17 protein-coding genes are annotated in these 18,385 nt (G+C 44.9%); 9 read left to right on the forward strand and 8 right to left on the reverse strand.

Going from position 1 to position 18,385, the window contains the following annotated elements; all coding sequences use genetic code 11:
• The first annotated feature begins 105 nt into the window (after positions 1-105).
• On the forward strand, positions 106-1,071 hold the full coding sequence (locus V202x_RS09685; RefSeq protein ID WP_145173621.1) for a sugar phosphate isomerase/epimerase family protein: 966 nt from the start codon (positions 106-108) through the stop codon (positions 1,069-1,071).
• Between the two features lie 43 nt (positions 1,072-1,114).
• Positions 1,115-1,495 (forward strand): DUF5658 family protein, encoded by a 381-nt coding sequence (locus V202x_RS09690; RefSeq protein WP_145173624.1) that lies wholly within the window; start codon positions 1,115-1,117, stop codon positions 1,493-1,495.
• Between the two features lie 23 nt (positions 1,496-1,518).
• Here the strand turns inward: V202x_RS09690 and V202x_RS09695 are convergent, their stop codons facing one another.
• Positions 1,519-2,250: an RsmE family RNA methyltransferase gene (locus V202x_RS09695; RefSeq protein WP_145173627.1), complete on the reverse strand. Its 732-nt coding sequence runs from the start codon at positions 2,248-2,250 to the stop codon at positions 1,519-1,521.
• Between the two features lie 376 nt (positions 2,251-2,626).
• On the opposite strand from V202x_RS09695, the gene V202x_RS09700 reads away from it, so the two are divergent.
• Positions 2,627-3,463, forward strand: coding sequence for an ExeA family protein (locus V202x_RS09700; protein WP_197993312.1), 837 nt, complete (start codon positions 2,627-2,629; stop codon positions 3,461-3,463).
• A gap of 50 nt (positions 3,464-3,513) precedes the next feature.
• Positions 3,514-4,209: an HAD family hydrolase gene (locus V202x_RS09705; RefSeq protein WP_145173633.1), complete on the forward strand. Its 696-nt coding sequence runs from the start codon at positions 3,514-3,516 to the stop codon at positions 4,207-4,209.
• On the opposite strand, the gene V202x_RS09710 is transcribed toward V202x_RS09705, so the two are convergent.
• Entirely contained in the window at positions 4,206-4,892 is a 687-nt protein-coding gene (locus tag V202x_RS09710) for an SOS response-associated peptidase (protein WP_261343764.1), read from the reverse strand. The genes V202x_RS09705 and V202x_RS09710 overlap by 4 nt on opposite strands.
• Positions 4,893-5,041: 149 nt before the next feature.
• Here V202x_RS09710 and V202x_RS09715 point away from each other — a divergent pair, with 149 nt between their 5' ends.
• Complete coding sequence (locus V202x_RS09715; protein WP_145173639.1) at positions 5,042-5,995, forward strand: aldo/keto reductase; 954 nt, start codon at positions 5,042-5,044, stop codon at positions 5,993-5,995.
• A gap of 23 nt (positions 5,996-6,018) precedes the next feature.
• On the opposite strand, the gene V202x_RS09720 is transcribed toward V202x_RS09715, so the two are convergent.
• Together V202x_RS09720 and V202x_RS09725 are read right to left on the reverse strand one after the other, a co-directional pair.
• Positions 6,019-6,684 carry a response regulator transcription factor gene (locus V202x_RS09720; RefSeq protein WP_145173642.1) on the reverse strand — a complete coding sequence of 222 codons (666 nt, stop codon included), beginning with the start codon at positions 6,682-6,684 and terminating at the stop codon, positions 6,019-6,021.
• 75 nt (positions 6,685-6,759) lie between these two features.
• On the reverse strand, positions 6,760-7,014 hold the full coding sequence (locus V202x_RS09725; RefSeq protein WP_145173645.1) for a hypothetical protein: 255 nt from the start codon (positions 7,012-7,014) through the stop codon (positions 6,760-6,762).
• Between the two features lie 782 nt (positions 7,015-7,796).
• Between V202x_RS09725 and V202x_RS09730 the strand changes: the two genes are divergently transcribed.
• The 4 genes from V202x_RS09730 (at position 7,797) to V202x_RS09745 (ending at position 12,449) form a co-directional block, all read left to right on the forward strand.
• On the forward strand, positions 7,797-8,285 hold the full coding sequence (locus tag V202x_RS09730; protein WP_144989718.1) for a chemotaxis protein CheX: 489 nt from the start codon (positions 7,797-7,799) through the stop codon (positions 8,283-8,285).
• 64 nt (positions 8,286-8,349) lie between these two features.
• Positions 8,350-8,715 (forward strand): response regulator, encoded by a 366-nt coding sequence (locus V202x_RS09735; RefSeq protein ID WP_145173648.1) that lies wholly within the window; start codon positions 8,350-8,352, stop codon positions 8,713-8,715.
• 142 nt (positions 8,716-8,857) lie between these two features.
• Positions 8,858-10,831 carry a GGDEF domain-containing protein gene (locus V202x_RS09740; RefSeq protein ID WP_145173651.1) on the forward strand — a complete coding sequence of 658 codons (1,974 nt, stop codon included), beginning with the start codon at positions 8,858-8,860 and terminating at the stop codon, positions 10,829-10,831.
• Between the two features lie 181 nt (positions 10,832-11,012).
• Positions 11,013-12,449 (forward strand): sodium:proton antiporter, encoded by a 1,437-nt coding sequence (locus tag V202x_RS09745; RefSeq protein WP_145173654.1) that lies wholly within the window; start codon positions 11,013-11,015, stop codon positions 12,447-12,449.
• A 155-nt stretch (positions 12,450-12,604) separates the two neighbouring features.
• On the opposite strand, the gene V202x_RS09750 is transcribed toward V202x_RS09745, so the two are convergent.
• From V202x_RS09750 to V202x_RS09765, 4 genes are all read right to left on the reverse strand, one after another.
• Positions 12,605-14,008, reverse strand: a complete 1,404-nt coding sequence (locus V202x_RS09750) for an SGNH/GDSL hydrolase family protein (protein WP_145173657.1) — start codon at positions 14,006-14,008, stop codon at positions 12,605-12,607.
• 179 nt (positions 14,009-14,187) lie between these two features.
• A complete protein-coding gene (locus V202x_RS09755) occupies positions 14,188-15,765 on the reverse strand; it encodes a hypothetical protein (protein WP_145173660.1) in 1,578 nt (525 codons plus the stop codon).
• A gap of 346 nt (positions 15,766-16,111) precedes the next feature.
• Complete coding sequence (locus V202x_RS09760) at positions 16,112-16,636, reverse strand: DUF1572 family protein (RefSeq protein ID WP_145173664.1); 525 nt, start codon at positions 16,634-16,636, stop codon at positions 16,112-16,114.
• 21 nt (positions 16,637-16,657) lie between these two features.
• Entirely contained in the window at positions 16,658-17,785 is a 1,128-nt protein-coding gene (locus tag V202x_RS09765; protein WP_197993313.1) for an ROK family transcriptional regulator, read from the reverse strand.
• Positions 17,786-18,385 lie beyond the last annotated feature (600 nt).

Genomic DNA, 18,385 nt, shown 5'->3' on the forward strand with positions numbered 1-18,385 from the left:
TTTACGGTCCGACATTTGTCAAAATGAACGAGCTGATTTTCCAGACATAGTCACTACTTAAATAAGTCCGTACATTTTATTAGCCCCACTCCTGGAGTAAACATAATGGCAGTTGATTTGCAAACTCAGATCGAGCAAGAAACCAGTAGACGTCACTTTTTGAAAAGCTCTTCCCTTTTGGGATTCGGAGCACTGACTGCAGGCTCACTGATTTCAGACACACAATTGTCAGCGGGAGTTCAGAAGAAAGCTGCTCCAGAAAAAAACAAACTGAGTCTGGCCGCCTATTCATTCCATCGTTATATGAAACAAAGCTGGCCCAAGCCACGACCGAAGAAAACCCCAGTGACGATGAACATCATGGATTTTGTTCGCTACTGCGGGGAACTGAAACTCGATGGTTGCGAATTGACCAGCTACTATTTTCCAAATCCTGTCAGCAATGATTATCTCAGGCAGACAAAAGACTTGGCCGGTTCACTGGGGCTGGAAGTCTCTGGCACTGCAATCGGCAACGATTTCTGTCTTCCCAAAGGTGCAGCCCGTGATGCCCAACTCAAAATGACACGTCAGTGGATCGACTATTCGGCCGCTCTCGGGGCTCCCGTCATCCGAATTTTTGCAGGCCGCGTTCCCAAAGGAGGCAATGAGGCCGAGGCGATCAAAATGTGTCAGAAAGGCATTAATGAATCCCTCAAATATGCTGAGCAAAAAGGAGTGAGTCTGGCACTCGAAAATCATGGAGGGATTACTTCTACGCCTGAGCAGATGATGAGAATCATTGATGGTGTCAACAAGGCACCTAATTTTGGAATTAATTTTGATAGTGGAAATTTCCGAACAGAAGATCCTTACGCTGATCTTAAAAAAATCGCTCCATTGGCAATTAATGCTCAGATCAAAGTGGAAATGGGAATGCGCGGCAAAGAGGTTCCCGCCGATATTCCACGTATTATTAAAATTTTAAAAGATGCGCACTATAAGAATTTTATTGTGCTAGAATACGAAGCAAAAGAAGAACCCAAAGAAGCGATCCCTGGTTACATCAACGAACTGCGTAAACTGGTTTAATTGTAAATTAACGTTACCTTTTTTGTTCTAGTGAGCTTTGATCATGGAAGAAACTCATTCTGAACCTCCCGAAGAAAAAAACAAGGGGCCTATCTGGACTCATCAGCTACCGTTGGAGCGTGAAACCTGTATCTTCATCCTGGTGAATGCGCTGGATGTCTTCATGACTTATATCCTGCTGGTGACAGGTAATTTCAGAGAGTCAAACCAGATCGCGAACTTCTTTCTCGCCAGTTGGGGAATCAAAGGAATGGTCTATTTTAAATTTGGACTGGTTGCGGTCGTGACGATAATTGCACAAATCGTTGCTAGGAAAAAGTTCAACACAGGACGCAACTTATTGAACTTCGGCTCGTTGGTTGTAGCGGGAGTTGTGATCTATAGTGTCGCGCTCTTTATTCGGTCGGGGTACCTGTTTGGCTAATGAGTCTGCCCCTTCTCTACCGATCAGTCCCTCTGGTCGCTAGCCAGGCGAATCAGTCCGGCAAATAAAATCGCCGCCGTTTCAATTCGTAATATCCCCTTACTCAACTTGATCGGCTTTGCGCCTTGTTCCAATGCCGAGTCGAGCTCTTCAGGAGAAAAACCTCCTTCTGGCCCAATCAGTAATACCAAAGCGCCGGACGAAGCGTTTGTTGAAATCGTGTTCAAAACATCGAGCCCTGTTCCCTGTGGATCCGCAACAAACATCTGACACTCAGAGCGAGAGGTTTCTTCTAAAAAATCATCCCACTTCTGCACGGCCGCCAATTCCATCATGCGGGTTTGACCTGACTGCTTCGCTGCCGCGACGATCGTCTGTTGTAATTTTTTCAAACGGTTCTCGCCTGGATCAACACTACTACGTTCGGTAATCAGGGGCACCAACTTACTGACACCTAACTCCGCTGCCTTCTCAACCAACCAGCGAAAGCGATCTCCTTTCGGGACTGCAGTGGCTAAAATCAAGGGAACCTGTGTCTCAACAGGGGTTTCGCGTCGCCCGCTCACCTTAATTTCGATGATTTTGCGAGAGGTTTTTGTAATGACACCCTCTGCTTCAGCTCCCGTTCCGTTAAATACCAGCACGGAATCACCGATCTGCAGCCGTAAGACGTGAAGCCCGTGATGTGCTTCGCCACCTTCCAAAAGCAACTGATCGGGGTCCAAAGAACCTTCAAAATAAAATCGGTGTGGCATAAATGCTCTCGGAATGGGTTCAACCAGACTGAATCCAGGTTAATTGCAACGTCTGCAAGTCTATTTGCACCAAGAAAAAATCGTGTTGAAGCCGCTCTAGTTAAATGGGACGCGCTCTAGAAAAACTTTAAGCTCTTTAAAATACGTAAGTTGGACAAACATAGAATAGCCAGGCGGTGCTCAGTCATGCCGATGGTATTGAATGACCGATTTTAACAATCAGGGAAACTTCACACTCAGAGCAGGCTATTCATCTAGCCCTCTGAACATGGCGTCTCTTTCATTGGATGGTATCTCGATCCCTGTAGGTTCTGCAAGGAAAAGAGAATCTGGACAGATCGATTCTCACCCAAAATTCAACAGGTCAAAAAATATTATGTATTGCGATTTCTGGAATTTCACACAAGCTCCCTTCAATCAACGACTAGATCTCGAATATTTTTTCGAAAGCGAACTCCACGAAGAGGCACTCGCGCGACTTTTATTTGTCGCTGAAGAACAAAAAAAAGGCGCTGTCTTTACAGGTCCTTCGGGTACAGGCAAAACACTCACTTTGAAAGTACTCCAGTATTTATTGAAACGCAGCCCGCATCGCTGTGAATACATTGATCTCCTTGGCTTAACAGAAGAGGAATTTCTATGGCAGGTCTGTGCTCAGTTACGTCTCGGGCCAGCTCACACAACCGCGCTGCCTCAACTCTGGCGATCCCTGGCCGATTATCTCACTGGTCTCCAATTGACTCAAAGCCGCGTCATCTTGCTCCTGGATCATGTGGATAAAAGTCATGCTGAGTGTCTCAAGTCGATTGAACGTTTACTGTATTCCGGAAACCAGCAGTACCCTTCGTTATCCATTGTGACGACCTTTGAAAATTTGAACTCCGGACAGGCATCCAACGTATCTCATTTATCAGATCTCGCCATCGAACTCGCGCCATTCGACCTGGAAATGACCCAAAACTATATCGTTCATCGTCTGAGTCAATCAGGTTGTTCAAAGTCTGTATTTACTGATGACGCATTCGAAGAAATTCAGAAAACGACAGCAGGAACGCCACAAAAAATCAATCAGATTTGTGATCTGGCACTCCTGGCAGGATATGAGCAAAGTCTGGAACATATAGACTCAGATGTGATCAAAAGTGCAAACCTTGAAATAAAAGGTGCTCCTACATCCACAAACCGCATTTCCGAAGTCATGCAAGGTGTATAGAATAGAGTGTTACTCACAGTCACTCCCCTCACCTTAGAAGACGATACGAAATGCACATATGCTTGTTTGATATTGATGGAACATTGATCGATACCGGTGGAGCCGGCCAACGCTCGATCTTGCATATGCTGGAAGAAGAGTTTCAGGTCTCCGCTCCCGTTGAAGGGATTCCCACCGCAGGCAGAACCGATCATGCCATCATGACGGATCTGTTCAAGTATTTTGAGATTCCCAATACCAGCGAGAATCGAAAACGATTTGAAACAGGATATCTGAATCTGCTTGCAGAAAAACTAAAAGAGAAACAAGGCCGTGTGCTGCCAGGAATCAAATCCATCCTGGAAGCGCTCTCCCAACACGCACATGTCGACCTGGGTCTGCTTACTGGCAATTTTGAACATGGAGCTCGTCAAAAGCTGGAACACTACGATCTGGACCACTTTTTTGAGTTTGGTGCCTATGGTGATCATCATTCAGACCGAAACGACGTCGCTCATGTAGCATTGAACCAGATTCAAGAACGTCATGCTCCGGAATTACTCGAAGCCGCTTCGATTTGGGTCATCGGAGATACTCCCAGCGATATCCACTGTGCCCGCGCAATTGGGGCGAATGTCATCGCTGTCGCCACGGGCGTTTATTCTCTGGAGGAACTCAGAGATTGCGAGCCGGACTACCTGTTTGCCCATCTTGAAGAGATCGAACCCGTTCTCTCGCTCTTCCCTCCACCAGAAAACAAAAACTAAAACAGCGTTTTCTGTTCCTGGATGGGCGCAATACATTCAGGAGAATCATGGGCCACTTTATTCACATAGGAACTGACTGGAAACGCCTCCATTTCCTCTGCTGGAAAAGTCTGCAGCAAACTCTCCAACTGCGGAATGGGCGTGCGTTCCGAACTCAGCCAACGATTAAATTGATTTGGCTCCAGAATCACGGGCATGCGGGGATGAATTGATTCTAACAACGCATTTGCCGTAGTCGTTAACACAGAGCAAGTCTCTAATTCAGTACCATCGGGCCCCTGCCATTGCTCCCATAATCCGGCCATCGCGAACAACGGTGCCTCTTTCAAACGTACACACATCGCCTGTTTCGAACGATTTCCCGCGCTCTTCCATTCGTAAAAGCCATTCGCGGGAATTAGACATCTGCGATAGCGAAACGCGCCTTTGAAACTCGGTTTTGTAGCAGCGGTTTCCGAACGTGCATTAATCATCGCCTGTCCCGAAGCGGGATCTTTAGACCAGCCGGGAATCAAACCCCACTGAAAATGATTTACTTGAAAACCATCCCGGCTATTTGTGATTGCTAAGACAGGCTGTGAAGGAGCAATGTTAAAACGAGGAGAGATCCGAGGAAATCGTACCATTTGGAACAATCTCATGATCTCTTCATCAGGCGAAAATAAGAAAAATCGTGCACACATACTCTCAATTTGCCTTCTCTTGTCTTGTGTAAACTCTATGATGTTCTTTGAAATGAACGCAAAACAGTTTAATTGATTTCAAACTGAATCACCATCCCACAGTCATCAGACATCACTCTCACGTTTGAACTTTTACAGGAATGTATGGAATGCCCCCCTTGCGAAATATTGGAACGACGGAGATTCAAATTACACCCATCGCGATGGGATGCTGGCCGATTTCCGGAGTCACAAGTGTTGATGTCACCGAACAGGCAAGTCTGGCGACGTTAAATGCAGCTCTTGATTCCGGCATCAATTTTTTTGATACCGCTTATTGCTATGGCTATGATGGTGAAAGCGAACGCTTGATAGCAAAAGCACTAGGAGAGAAACGAGACCAGATTGTAATCGCTACTAAAGGTGGCATCCATTGGGCTGGTACAAAACAAATACGAGATGCATCACCAGCACGAATCAAACAGGAATGTGATGAAAGTCTGAAGAGACTGCAGACAGACCGAGTGGAACTTTACTATTTACATGGTCCCGATCCTGAAATTCCCGTAAGTGAATCAGCGGGCGCCTTCAAAGAATTACTGGATGCCGGAAAAATTCTGTCTGTTGGGGTTTCAAATTTTACGCTGGAACAGCTTCAGGAATTCGCGGCGGTCTGTCCGATCTCGGCTTATCAACCGCGGTACAACATGCTGCAACGCGATATTGAACAAGACCGTTTGCCGTGGTGCATCGAGAACGATGTTTCTGTCATGGTTTATTGGCCTCTCATGAAAGGATTACTGGCCGGTAAACTTCCACGCGATCATCAGTTCGCACCGGAAGATGGCAGACAAAAATATCCCATGTTTCATGGAGCAGAGTGGGAAAAAAATCAGGACTTTATCGATCAATTGCGAATATTAGCAGAAGAGTTACAACGCACAATCGCTCAAATTGTGATCAGTTGGACGATTCAACAGACGGGCATCACGTGTGCGTTATGTGGCGCAAAACGACCTGAGCAAATCGAAGAAAACGCACAAGCAATGAACTTTGAGCTGTCACCTTTACAAATCGAATCCATTGACCGTTTGATTAAACAACGTGGCACGATTCATTCCTAATAATGAATCGTGCTTTCATGGAGTTATGGAAGTGTTAAACCTTCTCGAATCGAATAACGGGCTAATTCCACTCGATCATGAATTCCCAACTTATGCATAATGCGATATTTGTGGCTATCAATGGATTTCTCAGAGAGATGCATGGAGCGAGCGACTTCTTTGACACTTTTCCCTCGCGCCAAATGTCTGAGCACTTCGATCTGACGGGATGTCAAGGATGTGAGCATACTCTCGGACTGAATTGAGTAGCAATTCTTTTTGTGGTCAAAGATCAGTCGTTCCTGAACTGGCTGCGAAAAGCAATATTCGCCTCGAGCGGCTTTCCTGATTGCGTGAATCAAAGACTCAATCGGTTCCCCTTTTAATAGATAGCCAACCGCGTTGACTCTTAAAGCCAGGTCAATGAAAATATCAGAGAGATAGCCTGTCAGGAAAATCATTTTTGTGTTTTTTAATCTTGTCGAAATTTCTTCGGCAATATCAAATGATCCACGACCTGGCAACTCAACATCCAAGATGACAACATCAGGTTGAGTTTCGAGAACCAGAGCAAGTCCCTCATCAGCATTCGCTGCCGATCCTACGACTTCAATTCCTGAGTCTTTCTGAAAGCGTGAAGCCAACGAATCTACAAGCATTAGATGGTCATCTACCAAAACAACGCGTATCAGATCAGTCGAAGTAAGCATAGTGGCCCCCGATAAAAATAGTACTGAGAATTTATAGACATCAATTAACTAATGGTTCAATCTACATTCCGCTTTTTATTGTTTCTGAGTTCCTTCTAAAAGAGTGTTACATTTCGTAGAAAGTTCTCGAATTTGATTTGCTGCCGCTTCCACTAAAGGATCTAGATCTTTTAATACACTAGCCAGTTCAGCTTTGATTTCTTCTGAGGGTAATACCCCCATGTAATCATGCTGACACCGCAATACTGTCAAAAAATTATTTAACTGATGACAAGTCTTCCTAACCTCTTGTGCAAACTCAAAGTCATCCTCTCGATGTGTTTGCGTCATAGGTTTTCAATTCATATTTTTTTGATAAGGTGAAACTACTAATTATATCAGCATGAATTACTATCAGACTGAACGTAATCCTCTGACTTCATGATGAGAAATGTTGAATCGTTCAGCATGAAAGGACAAATGTGTTTCCAGATAGATTAAAAGCAGAGGTGCAAAACTGTAAAAATGAATCATTACCTATAACTCACGTATACCAATAGTAAACGATCTGGATTCAATTACTCAACAGCAAGTTTTGATTAATGTCAAATTCGATTTTCTCTAAGACTATAGCGCCACTGGCTCAAAAGGGTAATTAAAATGAAAAGTGCATATCTCGATATTCAGAGCTGATTATCTTGTTTCAAAACTTCTCATCAAGAACACAGCGATCTCTCTTTTTTAAGAACAAAGTGGAGGTTTAACACTCATTTCTTCCAGCAGACAATCATTCACTTCTGCATAATAGTTATTGTCATGTCGGAGGCATTTCTTACTATCCCTGAAGAGTAATACCTCCAGCATATTCCTCAAATTCGGAATACATGGCAATCTTCCGGCTAGGGAGTAATTTTTCTTACCAGTATCGTGTTGATATTTTGTCACATCCAATTTTTCGTGATCTATGTTCTAAATGCACAACAATTTGAAAACGCATTTTCCGCTTTTCAAATGAAGGTGTTGATTTCAGTCATCAACATCAGAGTTGAAAAAGTGAACATAATATTCTCGAAATACCGAACAAGAATCGATTTATAGAATTTAAATGATTCTCAGGAAACAGGAACGCGATAATGACATCAACTGCTACAGGTAAATCGGAACTCACTGCTGAATTTGTGAATCCCATCATCAGCTCAACAGTTTCTGTTTTTGAGATGATGCTGGAATGCACGCCAAAACGGACAGGATTGAGTTTAAAGGCAGATCATATCCCCCAACATGAACTAAGCGCAGTCATTGGAATTTCGGGAAAAGCAGCCGGAACTCTTGTTCTGAGTTTATCTAAAAGTGTTGGCATTGGAGTATTAGATCGACTCGTTGGAATTTCAACAGACGAAATTAACGATGAGGTCTGCGATGCAGTTTGCGAATTAGCAAACATGATTGCAGGGTCAGCAAAAGCTCAACTTGAGCATCTGGAAGCATCAATCAGTATCCCCAATATTATCACCGGAATAGGACACACGGTACATTACCCTTCTAACGTAATTCCAATTTGTATTGCATTCGATTCCGAGATTGGAACATTCACAATTGAAGCAGGGTTTTCTGATAAATAAAACACTGATTTTACTCTAACTTGTTTTGAACGACTTACTGACTTAAAAAATAAAGGCCATTCCAATGAAAGTTTTACTTGTTGATGACTCTGGGACAATGAGAACGATCCAAAAGCGTTGCTTGTTGAAATTGAACATTGAAGATGTGACAGAAGCAGAAGATGGAGTTCAAGCATTAGAATGCTTTGAAGCCGCCACATTCGATATCGTACTCAGCGACTGGAACATGCCGAATATGGACGGACTTCAACTCCTGAAAGAAATTCGCCAGCGTAACAAAGACATTCCTGTGATCATGATTACAACCGAAGCAGAACGTGCACGCGTTGTCACCGCGATTCAGGCTGGTGTTTCTGACTATCTTGTCAAACCGTTTACACCAGACAGTTTGAAAAGTAAGTTGGAACGCTGGGTTACATCAAACGCATAGTGTAGTTCAGGGATGCAGTGATTGATCAGACGTAGTATCACTTCTAATCTGCTCGAAGTAATCCAGAGCCAGCTAGAAAGATTCTTGTTCTGAAAACGACCACATTTTTCATTGAATTGCATTGCCAAAAAGGTTTTAGATAATGATTTCTCCTGAAAAAATTTGGTCTTCAGATCAATTACCGACCTTACCTGCAGTCGCTGTAAAATTATTGGAACTTTCGAAAGATTCTGATACCGATATCAAAGATGTGATTGAGACGATCAAAGCCGATCCAGCAATCACTGCAAAAATTTTGAAAGCCAGTAATTCTTCGTTCTTTAGTTTAAGATCCGAATGCAAAGGTATTGAGCGCGCTGTTCCTCTCTTGGGAACAATGGTTGTCACCTCGCTCGCGTTGAGCTTTTCTCTCTCGGAATCGGCAATCACTGAAGGTCCACTCAAATCGCGGTTCGATTCCTATTGGAAGCAGTCTATAGTCCAATCAGCGGCAGCAGAATTACTAGCCGCAAAACTGGGAAATGAATTACAACATGACAGCTTCCTGATTGGTTTGCTTCAGGACATTGGCCATCTCGCTATGCTGAGATCCATTCCCGATGAGCTTGTGAAGGTCTTGGAACAGGCCGAAGAACAACAAAGAGACACCGCAGAACTTGAAACAGAGATGCTGGGCATCAATCATGCTGAAGTCGGTGTGAAAATGATGGAACGCTGGCAGATGTCAGAACAGTTCAAAACAGCGATTCGACATCATCATGATACCGTTGAAGAACTGCAGGCACTCAAATCCGATCCCGAATTTAATGCGATTATTACGATCGCCACATCAGCTGCCATCGGAGACTATTTCTGTTCTCCCAACAGTGGTCTCGCCTTGCAGCGTCTTCAAGATCTGACTACTGAATTCTTTGAGATGCCCCACAATGATCTGCACGGTTTCCTTGAAAGCGTCCAGGCACGGTTCGAAGAAGCCGCTCAGGTGTTCCAGGTCAACATGGATGATATCGGATCACCTTACGAAATTATGGCCACCGCCAACGAACAATTAGTCCGATTGACTATGAAAGCTCAGGTTGATTCTACCCAGGCTTCTGCGCGTCAAGCAGTGATCGAAGAACAAAAGGTACAACTGGAAACAGAAAATAAACAGTTACAGAGTAAAGCCGTTCATGACCCTCTGACAAAAGTCTATAATCGAAGCTTTTTCAATGAAGCGTTCGAAAAGGAAATTTATAATTGTGCACGCACAGCAACACCGATCGGAATTGTGTTTGCGGATATTGATCATTTTAAACAATTAAATGACACTTATGGCCACCAGTTTGGTGACCTGGTATTGCAGCGCGTTGCTAAAGTTGCCGATGAGTCGACACGCCGTTCTGACGTCTTTTGCCGTTATGGTGGTGAAGAATTCGTTGTGATGGTCAGCAATCCTACAGAAAATGGTATTCGGGAATTAGCAGAAAGAATACGTACTCTGATTGAAAACGAAGTGATCGAATTTGAAGGAAAACAAGTACCAATCACAGCCAGTTTGGGTGCAGTCGTCGGCATTCCAACTCGTAACACAGCAGGCTTGGCAGAACGACTGATCGCTGAAGCAGACGAAGCGATGTACGAATCCAAAGCAAACGGAAGAAACCAGGTACATGTCCGCTCTATCATTAGAAAAGCAGATCGGGAACTTCAGCAATTGGTCAAACGTTCCCGATTTAGTCGCTGGCTGGTCACCAAGAAGATTTTCGATATTCCTACGATTTCCAAAGCACTTCTGAAATGCCCTAAACAAGGACCACTCGTTAAGCTTGGTGAACTTGCCATTGCAGAAAAGTTACTCACGGCTGAAGAAGTCTCCCAAATTCTGAATCTTCAAAAAGAAAATGGCCAACGATTTGGCGAAATTGCGATTCAGCAGAAATTGCTCACTCAAGAACAGGTTGCCTATATCCTTGCTTTACAGATCGAACCACCAATCGCTCTGGGCAAAACCTTAATCACACTGGAGCTTCTGGAGAGCACTCATACTGCCGAATTGGTTAAACAGTACCTCGCAGAGACGAAGGACAGCGCGGCCCCGATTGAAGAACGTCACCAGGAACCTGTAAAATCATAAGCACAATCTAAAATCACGCCGACCTAGAGATTGTACACTGCCACTGATCATGCCATAATCCACGATTTTATTAAACGACTATGAATAAGACTGAATCTTATTCACATAATACAAGCCGGAAACGGATTTCGGATTTTAAACTGATAACAATAATCCCCTTAAAATACGGAGGGCGATTGAGATGAACTTAATCGCTGGTACACACGCGCAACTGGAAGCCACATATCTGGTATCAACAACGGAAGCGCCACACGACGATCATCATGCAACCGCAGAACCACCTGCCTTTTACAGCGTGATTCCCTTTGCTGCTCTGCTGTTATGTATTGCCTTTCTCCCCTTAATTCATAAAACGGAAGAATGGTGGGAACATAATAAAAACCGTCTGCTGGTTGCCGTCAGTCTGGGGCTGGTCACTTTACTCTACTATACGTTCCTGTACGGTCATGGAGTGGTTGACCACGGGACGCATGAACTATCTGAGCCTGGAATTCCCGCAGCCATCGTTGTTCTTAAAAATGCTTTATTGGTCGAGTACGTTCCGTTTATTGCACTCTTGTTTAGTCTGTATGTCATCAGTGGAGGGATTGCCTTTAACGGCCATCTTGTCGGCCGCCCTGCCTTGAATACAGGTATCATCGCCATCGGTGGCGCCATTGCCAGTTTTATTGGAACCACGGGCGCTGCGATGTTACTCATTCGCCCACTCTTAAAAGCAAATGAAAAACGCGATTACGTTGCGCATACGGTAATCTTCTTTATTTTTGTGGTTTGTAATACGGGCGGCTGTTTGCTGCCCATTGGCGATCCACCATTATTTTTAGGTTTTCTCAGAGGTGTTCCCTTTACCTGGACACTTTCTCTCTGGCCCATGTGGCTGGCGATGAACCTTGCTCTACTGGTGATTTATTTTCTGTTCGATACAGTGCGCTACAAAAAAGAAAACAAGGAAAAAGTCGAAGCGCCACCTGAAACAATTGAATCATTTTCACTCAGAGGAGGTATTAACTTCCTCTGGTTGCTCCTGGTGATCTTCTGTGTCGCGCTGTTTGATCCCTCCAAGCCTGTCCCCGGCACAGAGTGGCACGCTCCGCATTTCTTTCGCGAAGTCTGCATGTTTGTGCTTGCAGGAGTTTCACTCGTAACGACTTCAAAAAGTATACGCGAACAAAACTCCTTCAACTACGATGCGATTTTGGAAGTCGCAGCCCTGTTTGTCGGTATCTTTATTTGTATGCAGGCTCCCGTACAGATCTTGAATGTCAATGGTGCTTCATTGGGAATTGATTCTCCCTGGAAATTTTATTGGGCAACTGGCATTCTCTCCAGCTTTCTCGATAATGCCCCCACCTATGTCGTCTTCTTTGAAACAGCGAAAGCCGCCGGTACAAATGGTGCAGCTGTTGCGGGAGTCAATGAGATCTCACTGGTTGCCATCAGTTTGGGAGCTGTCTTTATGGGAGCGATGACTTACATTGGCAATGGCCCCAACTTCATGGTCAAAGCCATTGCCGAAAAGAATAACATTCGCATGCCCAGCTTCTTTGGATTTATGGCCTATAGCTGTGCGGTTTTGCTGCCACTCTCAGTGGCTCTAACCTTCATATTCCTGGTCTGATCTCACTGGTCAGAAAGCAACCGCTCAGAGTCGCAACGTTGCCGCGTGCAAGAGGTCAGTTTACGAAATTGCACCAATAAAAAACAGCCTGAAGTGTATCGACTTCAGGCTGTGATCGCTTTCTTAAAGTATCTGTAGCTTGGTCCCCATCAGAATCATTTTTTCTTCTTTTGAGCGACCACTTTTTTCAAGACATACTTGCGAGCGACCGGCTGATTGGCCTTGAAGATTTTATCCTCTAATGCCAGACTGGCAGCCTCGCTTTCTTGAATCGTTTTTTCTTGACTTTTAAGCTGCATTTCCAGTTTTTTCAGTCGAGCTGCTTTCTGCTCATCCTTCTGACCGGTCTGCGCATCCAGTTCTCGCTTGATACGTGCATACGTCTGAAACGCGCGCCAACTGTTGCGTTTGTTCTTAACAGGACCATCGTTTCGTTCTTTATTCAACAACGCCACTTCCATTGCCTGTTGGTACTGTGGTGTTTTCGCGTTACTTTGCAACTCGATATGACGTGCTAATGCGATGTTCGAATACTGCCCCACTACTTGACCATCAATCGAAAGCTCATAACGGCCCGCCGGGAGATTATGAATCGATAATGATTCCTGGCTCATCCGATGGCCGAGCTTCGTTAACTCGGCACCCAGTTGCGCCTCTGCTGGAACAACCCAGGGTAGGCTCTTCGACAGCCAGGTGAAGGAGACACCATCTTCGTTAAACTTCAGATCGGTGAGTTTGCCACCTCTGGCAGTGGCTGTTGGCTCACCATTGGCTTTTTTACTGATGTTAATTCGAGACACCTGTCGTTGAACGTTCATGTCTGACAGCAGAGCATAAGCCATCACAACCTGTCCCGGGGGATCGGGATGCACGGCGTCTTCAATGATTGTAAACGTGGGGTCCTTCTGGCGCGCTATCAACGTGATGTTATTCAGCGGGCTATACATGTCAACAAAACCAAAGCCCGATTCGGCTGCTACCTCGCGCAACCAGGTTCCATAATAGGCTAATACAGAGTTATATAATTCGACACTTGCCGGATTCCGCTTTCTTTTCTCCAGTCGCGCGGCCCGTGCATCAAACATGGTGGGAGTCATCAAAATCGGCTGCGCACCAATCGATTCGATTTTTGTGATCAGCTCCTTCATATCTTTGTAATAGGTCTGGAAGATCGCCTCATTGAAAGGTTGATACTGACCGTCATTCATTCCCAGTAAAATAGTCACATACTTTGGTTTGTAGGCAGCCACATCACGATCGAACCGAGCTAGCGCATCCCAGGCTTTGGCTCCTCCCACTCCGGCGTTATGAAACTTCAAACGCATATGGGGATATCGTGTATAGAAAAAGTCTTCCACATACTGAGTATAGAGACATTGATGTGTGATACTGTCTCCCAAAAAGACAATGGAATCTCCAGACTTCAAATCTAACTTTGCAAGTGGCGTCTTATGTACCTGTTGTTGTGCTTCCTGCGCCTGTGCTACATTGAAGGCTTGTGAAAACAAAATCAATGCCACCACACAGACCAGTTTTTTTCTGATCAGAGAATAACTCATGGTGTTTCCCTTCGTTCGAATATAGAAAAAAAATTGTCTGCCACAATCAGCAACAGACAGAGGAACTCAAATCGAGTTTCTCTACTGTCCACTGCAGGTTACGATTTTGCAAGTGAAAGCTCTCTCTGGAGTCCTAATTTAGACTGATTTGGGAACCAGCAAACGGACAATAGAAAAACTCATTGACGGATCTGCATTCCAGGTGGCTGAAATAGAGGTGTGGGATCGGCCTCCGGTAACTTTAAACGAGTTGCCGTCTTATGATCAAGAAACACAGCGGCAGCCGGATCGGCAAATACCAGACGCCATCCAGGATTCGCGCCCATGCCTCGAATTTCGTTTCGTGAATAACGACTATCCAGAATGACGATCGGAAGTTGTCCTTCTTCATCCATCAGTAAATACGCCCAGTCAGCCTTTCCTGCAGACATCAGCTGCTTGATTTCTTCGTATAATTGAAAGGTCTCTTTGGTATTCACTTCGAGACGTCCATCGAAAAAGACTTTCTTCTCCGGACCATTATGAAAAATATAGACGGCCGCTTGTCCCATATTCGAAATAAAAGCGCGCTGGGGCATCCCAGGTTGTCCTGCAAATTTTGAAGCGGCGTGCGCATACCATGCTTCCTGTTCACCTAAACCCAGAACTCTTCCCTCGCCTCCCCAACGATTCCAGTAACCCAAGCATAAACTGCCAATCAGAAAGAGAAACGTGCAAATTGACACGATCTGCCAACGCGCCTTGCCTAGTGAAAGTCTCCGATTGTTTGCAGTAGCATGACTGGCAGCTTCGGTCTTCGTAACAGAAGATTGAGCAAGAGACAAACGGATCCAATCAGAGATGTTGTCGGCTAGAATAATACCGGAAATCAATGAAAACACACCTGTATTTCGCGACGCCTTCCATGCCAGATGTGTAAACGCGATGAATAACAGAATGCGGAAGAGATTCACTCGCTTTTTTACCAACAACGGAAAAAAGCTGGCCAGTGTCAATAAGGCTAAAACGACTTGTGAAATCAGATATAGATTTCGCAAACCATTTTTCCTGATGAAATCGAGGGGCGGTTGAAATTCCCCAACGCGAACGGAATAAAATGCCTGATCGATGGAAAACTTTTCATACAGCGTTAAGGGAAATAAAATACCTTGTTCCAGATAGGGATTCAGAAAACAGGCGAGAATCGTAAATACACCGACTCTGACAAAGGTCATTCCTGAAATCGAAGTATTCGGCAGATCCAACCCCCAACGACCCTGCGCCCAAGTACGAACCAAATGATCGACGACAAACAAGACGCTAATTACCAATCCCAACACAAAGAGCGCGTGACTGTTGACCCAGAATAAAGTGATCAGGGGTATCAGCCAGATTAGTTTCGGTTGAGCAGCAGCGCGACTGAGGACATACATCCAAAAGGAGAGATAGACTAACGATAACATCTCCGGACGAACCAGCGAACGACCGGAAATACAAATCACAGGTAAGATCCACAGCAGGGCTTTCAACCAGGAGGGGATGAATTTACCTGAAGCGAACCAGGCGATTCCAATCGTCAAAGCTAAACAGAAGGCCTTGGTCAAAATTAATAAATCAACGCCTCCCCAGCGATAGAGCCAGGTCACTAAAAGCTGAAAACCCCAATGCAGATCAATCCAAGGTCGATCAAAATCAACAAAAGTAAACCAGTCATAATACGGGACTGTGCCACGCTCTAAAATTAACTCACCGGTCCGCAAATGCCACCAGATGTCCATATTTCTCAGTGGGAAACAGGAGACTAAAAAAGACCACAGAACTAAAACGGTTAAAAAAAAGAGTTCGGAAGTTGAAATGCGCTTGCTGCCCAATTCGAACGAATCTGAGCCAGGCTGAGTAGAACTCGCAGCGAACTGCGTCTTTACTTCCTTCTGTGAAGTAGAGGCCCCTCTGTGAGATTTTTTATCAGACCTCCTGGCCTTGCGGGACATGTCACTAACACCTCTGGTCTAATGTCTTCTATCAACAGCAGTACGTCTACATATTTCGCCAGCCTGTCTCCAGGAGCCAATGGTTGAGACGAGTATAATAGGTAGAAGCCACTCCAGTAAAGGTGGACGCGTTCTAGATGGGAACACCTTCCCGGCGCGAATCAGGCGACCAGTCGAACTGATACTCTGTCCCTTTTTGCAGTCGTGTCAAGAAGATAATCTGATGCGTGTGGCCAACAAAATGGGGAACGGTGTGTGAAATCGCACCAATCACCGTCACAGAAAATCCCTGAATGGTGCGACGCTCCAGCAAAGCAGTAGCAGAGAGAGACTGCATGGCCTCACAAGCCTGGGCTACCGTTTGATCCAGCTTCGCCCTGATCTCCTCCAGCGAGATTTTGGTATCCGCACTGAATTCCTGCTCGCGCTGACGCTCATCTTTTGAATTGGTGGTTCCACATACGGCCCATTGATTTAAGTTTCCACATAGGTGGAGCATCAAATTGCCAATACTGTTGAGTTCCGGCTCAGGACGCCACCAGAGCTGATCGAAATTAAGCTGGTCCAAACAATGATGAATTTTGTGGAGCGACTGTTGAAGTAAATGAATTGACTCCTGAAAGAATTCACGAGCAATCTCATCTGCAGAAGGTGGCATGTTTCTGCTCTCTTTTCTGCGCTAAGTCAGGCGTGGCCCCAATCCGTTCGCCAGATGGTTAATAATTCCGGCTACGGCTCCCAGATATTTATTGCCTTTGGAACGCTCAATTTCGCAAGAATTCGATGAAGGTTTCAATGCCCGATTCTTTGCTTTCTCAATTAACTTGTTGAACGCATCTTCATCAAGGTCAAACAACCGAGACGTGACAAAGATATTAGAAGGATTAAAGATGTTAATCGCTGCTGCGACACCAATCGCCAGGAATTCAATCGTCCGATCCAATTCGGGTGTGATATCAAGTTCGCCCTGCTTTACCAGTTCTTCAATCGCATCAAAATCCAAGTCCTTACCAACTCGTTTTGAAACATAATGTGTCAAGGCTAAATCAGTCGCGACTGTCTCCAGGCAACCCACATTTCCACAACCACAAACGCGCCCACCATCGGGTTCGACTGTGATATGTGCAATTTCACCAGCCAGACCATGCTGACCAGCCAGTAACTGTCCTCCAGTGAAAACTCCCATCCCGAAACCGGAGGTCACATCCAGATTGATAAAATCGTCGACATCCTGCCCCGCACCGTATGTTTTTTCAGAAAGACACAACGATGTTGATTTCTGAACGAGAACACATTCCATTTTAGTACGACTGGCGATATCAGCAGCAGGCGCCTGCCCGTCCACAATGTGCAGGTTTGATGCCAGAAAGATCCGACCATCATTACTGTTGACCAGACCGGGAACAGTGATTCCCACTCCTAAAGCTGGGATCTCTTGCTTTTCGACCAGATTGAGGATTTTGTTCGAAATCGTTTCGATCAATTCCTCATAAGTTTTCGGTGTCTTGAAACGATCTAGTTTCTCCTCATGCAAATGGCCGTCCAAGCCGGAAGCAACCACCGAGCAGTAATCCCATTCCAACACTACACCAATGACCTGGGCACTAAAACGAGGAAGCTGTAGTAGTTTTCCAGGACGACCAACAGAAAACTCTGCCGTCTCCCGTTCCTCCAGTAGTCCGGCATCAAGAAGTGCACTGACGGCTTTGGAGACCGTGGGAGCACTGATTCCAGAACATCGCATTACATCGGCACGTGTTAATGTTCCCTGACTTTGGATAACTTCCAAAACCTTACGAACATTCATTTTTCTCAATAGGCTTGGTCTGTGTGGGGATTGCATGGTCGCTCTACGTATTTGAAAGAAAGGAAATGAACAACGGCAGATCGCTATATGAGTCCAAAAAGCAATGGAACTTCATCTCGAAAGCGAATTCAGGCCCGTACCAGTCTGTCATTGTTATTTCATATAATACGCATTTTTCGTGTAATTACAAACGCTCTGGCAGTTTATAGTATTCATTTTTTCATCTTTGATAAAATTACCCATGTGTCTCATATATGAAACCCGAAAGGGAAATATGCCTATGCTCCCAATGAATAGACCCGGTTGACCAAATAGAAGACAACTCGGGCCTGCTTGAGTTGGCAACTACCTTTATTGATCAACCGGGTATATGTCGCACAAATTAAAACTTTAGAGGATAACCAGTTAAGACGAAAATAATTAAAAAAACAATGTATCTTGAATTGAATTCCTTTTAACTATAGGTCACACCTAGAGAACATGCGTGGAGGTATATAATTGAAAATCGAGTCATTTTAAACCGGAAACTCGGGTTCCTAAACTTGGCTTCTCTATGGCAAATTCAGATTGAATATGAATTATCACTATGAAACGGATTTT

The sequence above is a fragment of the Gimesia aquarii genome (assembly GCF_007748175.1).
Classification (GTDB): Bacteria; Planctomycetota; Planctomycetia; order Planctomycetales; family Planctomycetaceae; genus Gimesia; species Gimesia aquarii_A.

Coding starts and splice junctions, on each gene's coding strand:
- V202x_RS09685 (WP_145173621.1), top strand. CDS start 106: ATGGCAGTTGATTTGCAAACTCAGATCGAGCAAGAAACCAGTAGACGT.
- V202x_RS09690 (WP_145173624.1), top strand. CDS start 1,115: ATGGAAGAAACTCATTCTGAACCTCCCGAAGAAAAAAACAAGGGGCCT.
- V202x_RS09695 (WP_145173627.1), bottom strand. CDS start 2,250: ATGCCACACCGATTTTATTTTGAAGGTTCTTTGGACCCCGATCAGTTG.
- V202x_RS09700 (WP_197993312.1), top strand. CDS start 2,627: ATGTATTGCGATTTCTGGAATTTCACACAAGCTCCCTTCAATCAACGA.
- V202x_RS09705 (WP_145173633.1), top strand. CDS start 3,514: ATGCACATATGCTTGTTTGATATTGATGGAACATTGATCGATACCGGT.
- V202x_RS09710 (WP_261343764.1), bottom strand. CDS start 4,892: ATGTGTGCACGATTTTTCTTATTTTCGCCTGATGAAGAGATCATGAGA.
- V202x_RS09715 (WP_145173639.1), top strand. CDS start 5,042: ATGCCCCCCTTGCGAAATATTGGAACGACGGAGATTCAAATTACACCC.
- V202x_RS09720 (WP_145173642.1), bottom strand. CDS start 6,684: ATGCTTACTTCGACTGATCTGATACGCGTTGTTTTGGTAGATGACCAT.
- V202x_RS09725 (WP_145173645.1), bottom strand. CDS start 7,014: ATGACGCAAACACATCGAGAGGATGACTTTGAGTTTGCACAAGAGGTT.
- V202x_RS09730 (WP_144989718.1), top strand. CDS start 7,797: ATGACATCAACTGCTACAGGTAAATCGGAACTCACTGCTGAATTTGTG.
- V202x_RS09735 (WP_145173648.1), top strand. CDS start 8,350: ATGAAAGTTTTACTTGTTGATGACTCTGGGACAATGAGAACGATCCAA.
- V202x_RS09740 (WP_145173651.1), top strand. CDS start 8,858: ATGATTTCTCCTGAAAAAATTTGGTCTTCAGATCAATTACCGACCTTA.
- V202x_RS09745 (WP_145173654.1), top strand. CDS start 11,013: ATGAACTTAATCGCTGGTACACACGCGCAACTGGAAGCCACATATCTG.
- V202x_RS09750 (WP_145173657.1), bottom strand. CDS start 14,008: ATGAGTTATTCTCTGATCAGAAAAAAACTGGTCTGTGTGGTGGCATTG.
- V202x_RS09755 (WP_145173660.1), bottom strand. CDS start 15,765: ATGGACATCTGGTGGCATTTGCGGACCGGTGAGTTAATTTTAGAGCGT.
- V202x_RS09760 (WP_145173664.1), bottom strand. CDS start 16,636: ATGCCACCTTCTGCAGATGAGATTGCTCGTGAATTCTTTCAGGAGTCA.
- V202x_RS09765 (WP_197993313.1), bottom strand. CDS start 17,785: ATGAATGTTCGTAAGGTTTTGGAAGTTATCCAAAGTCAGGGAACATTA.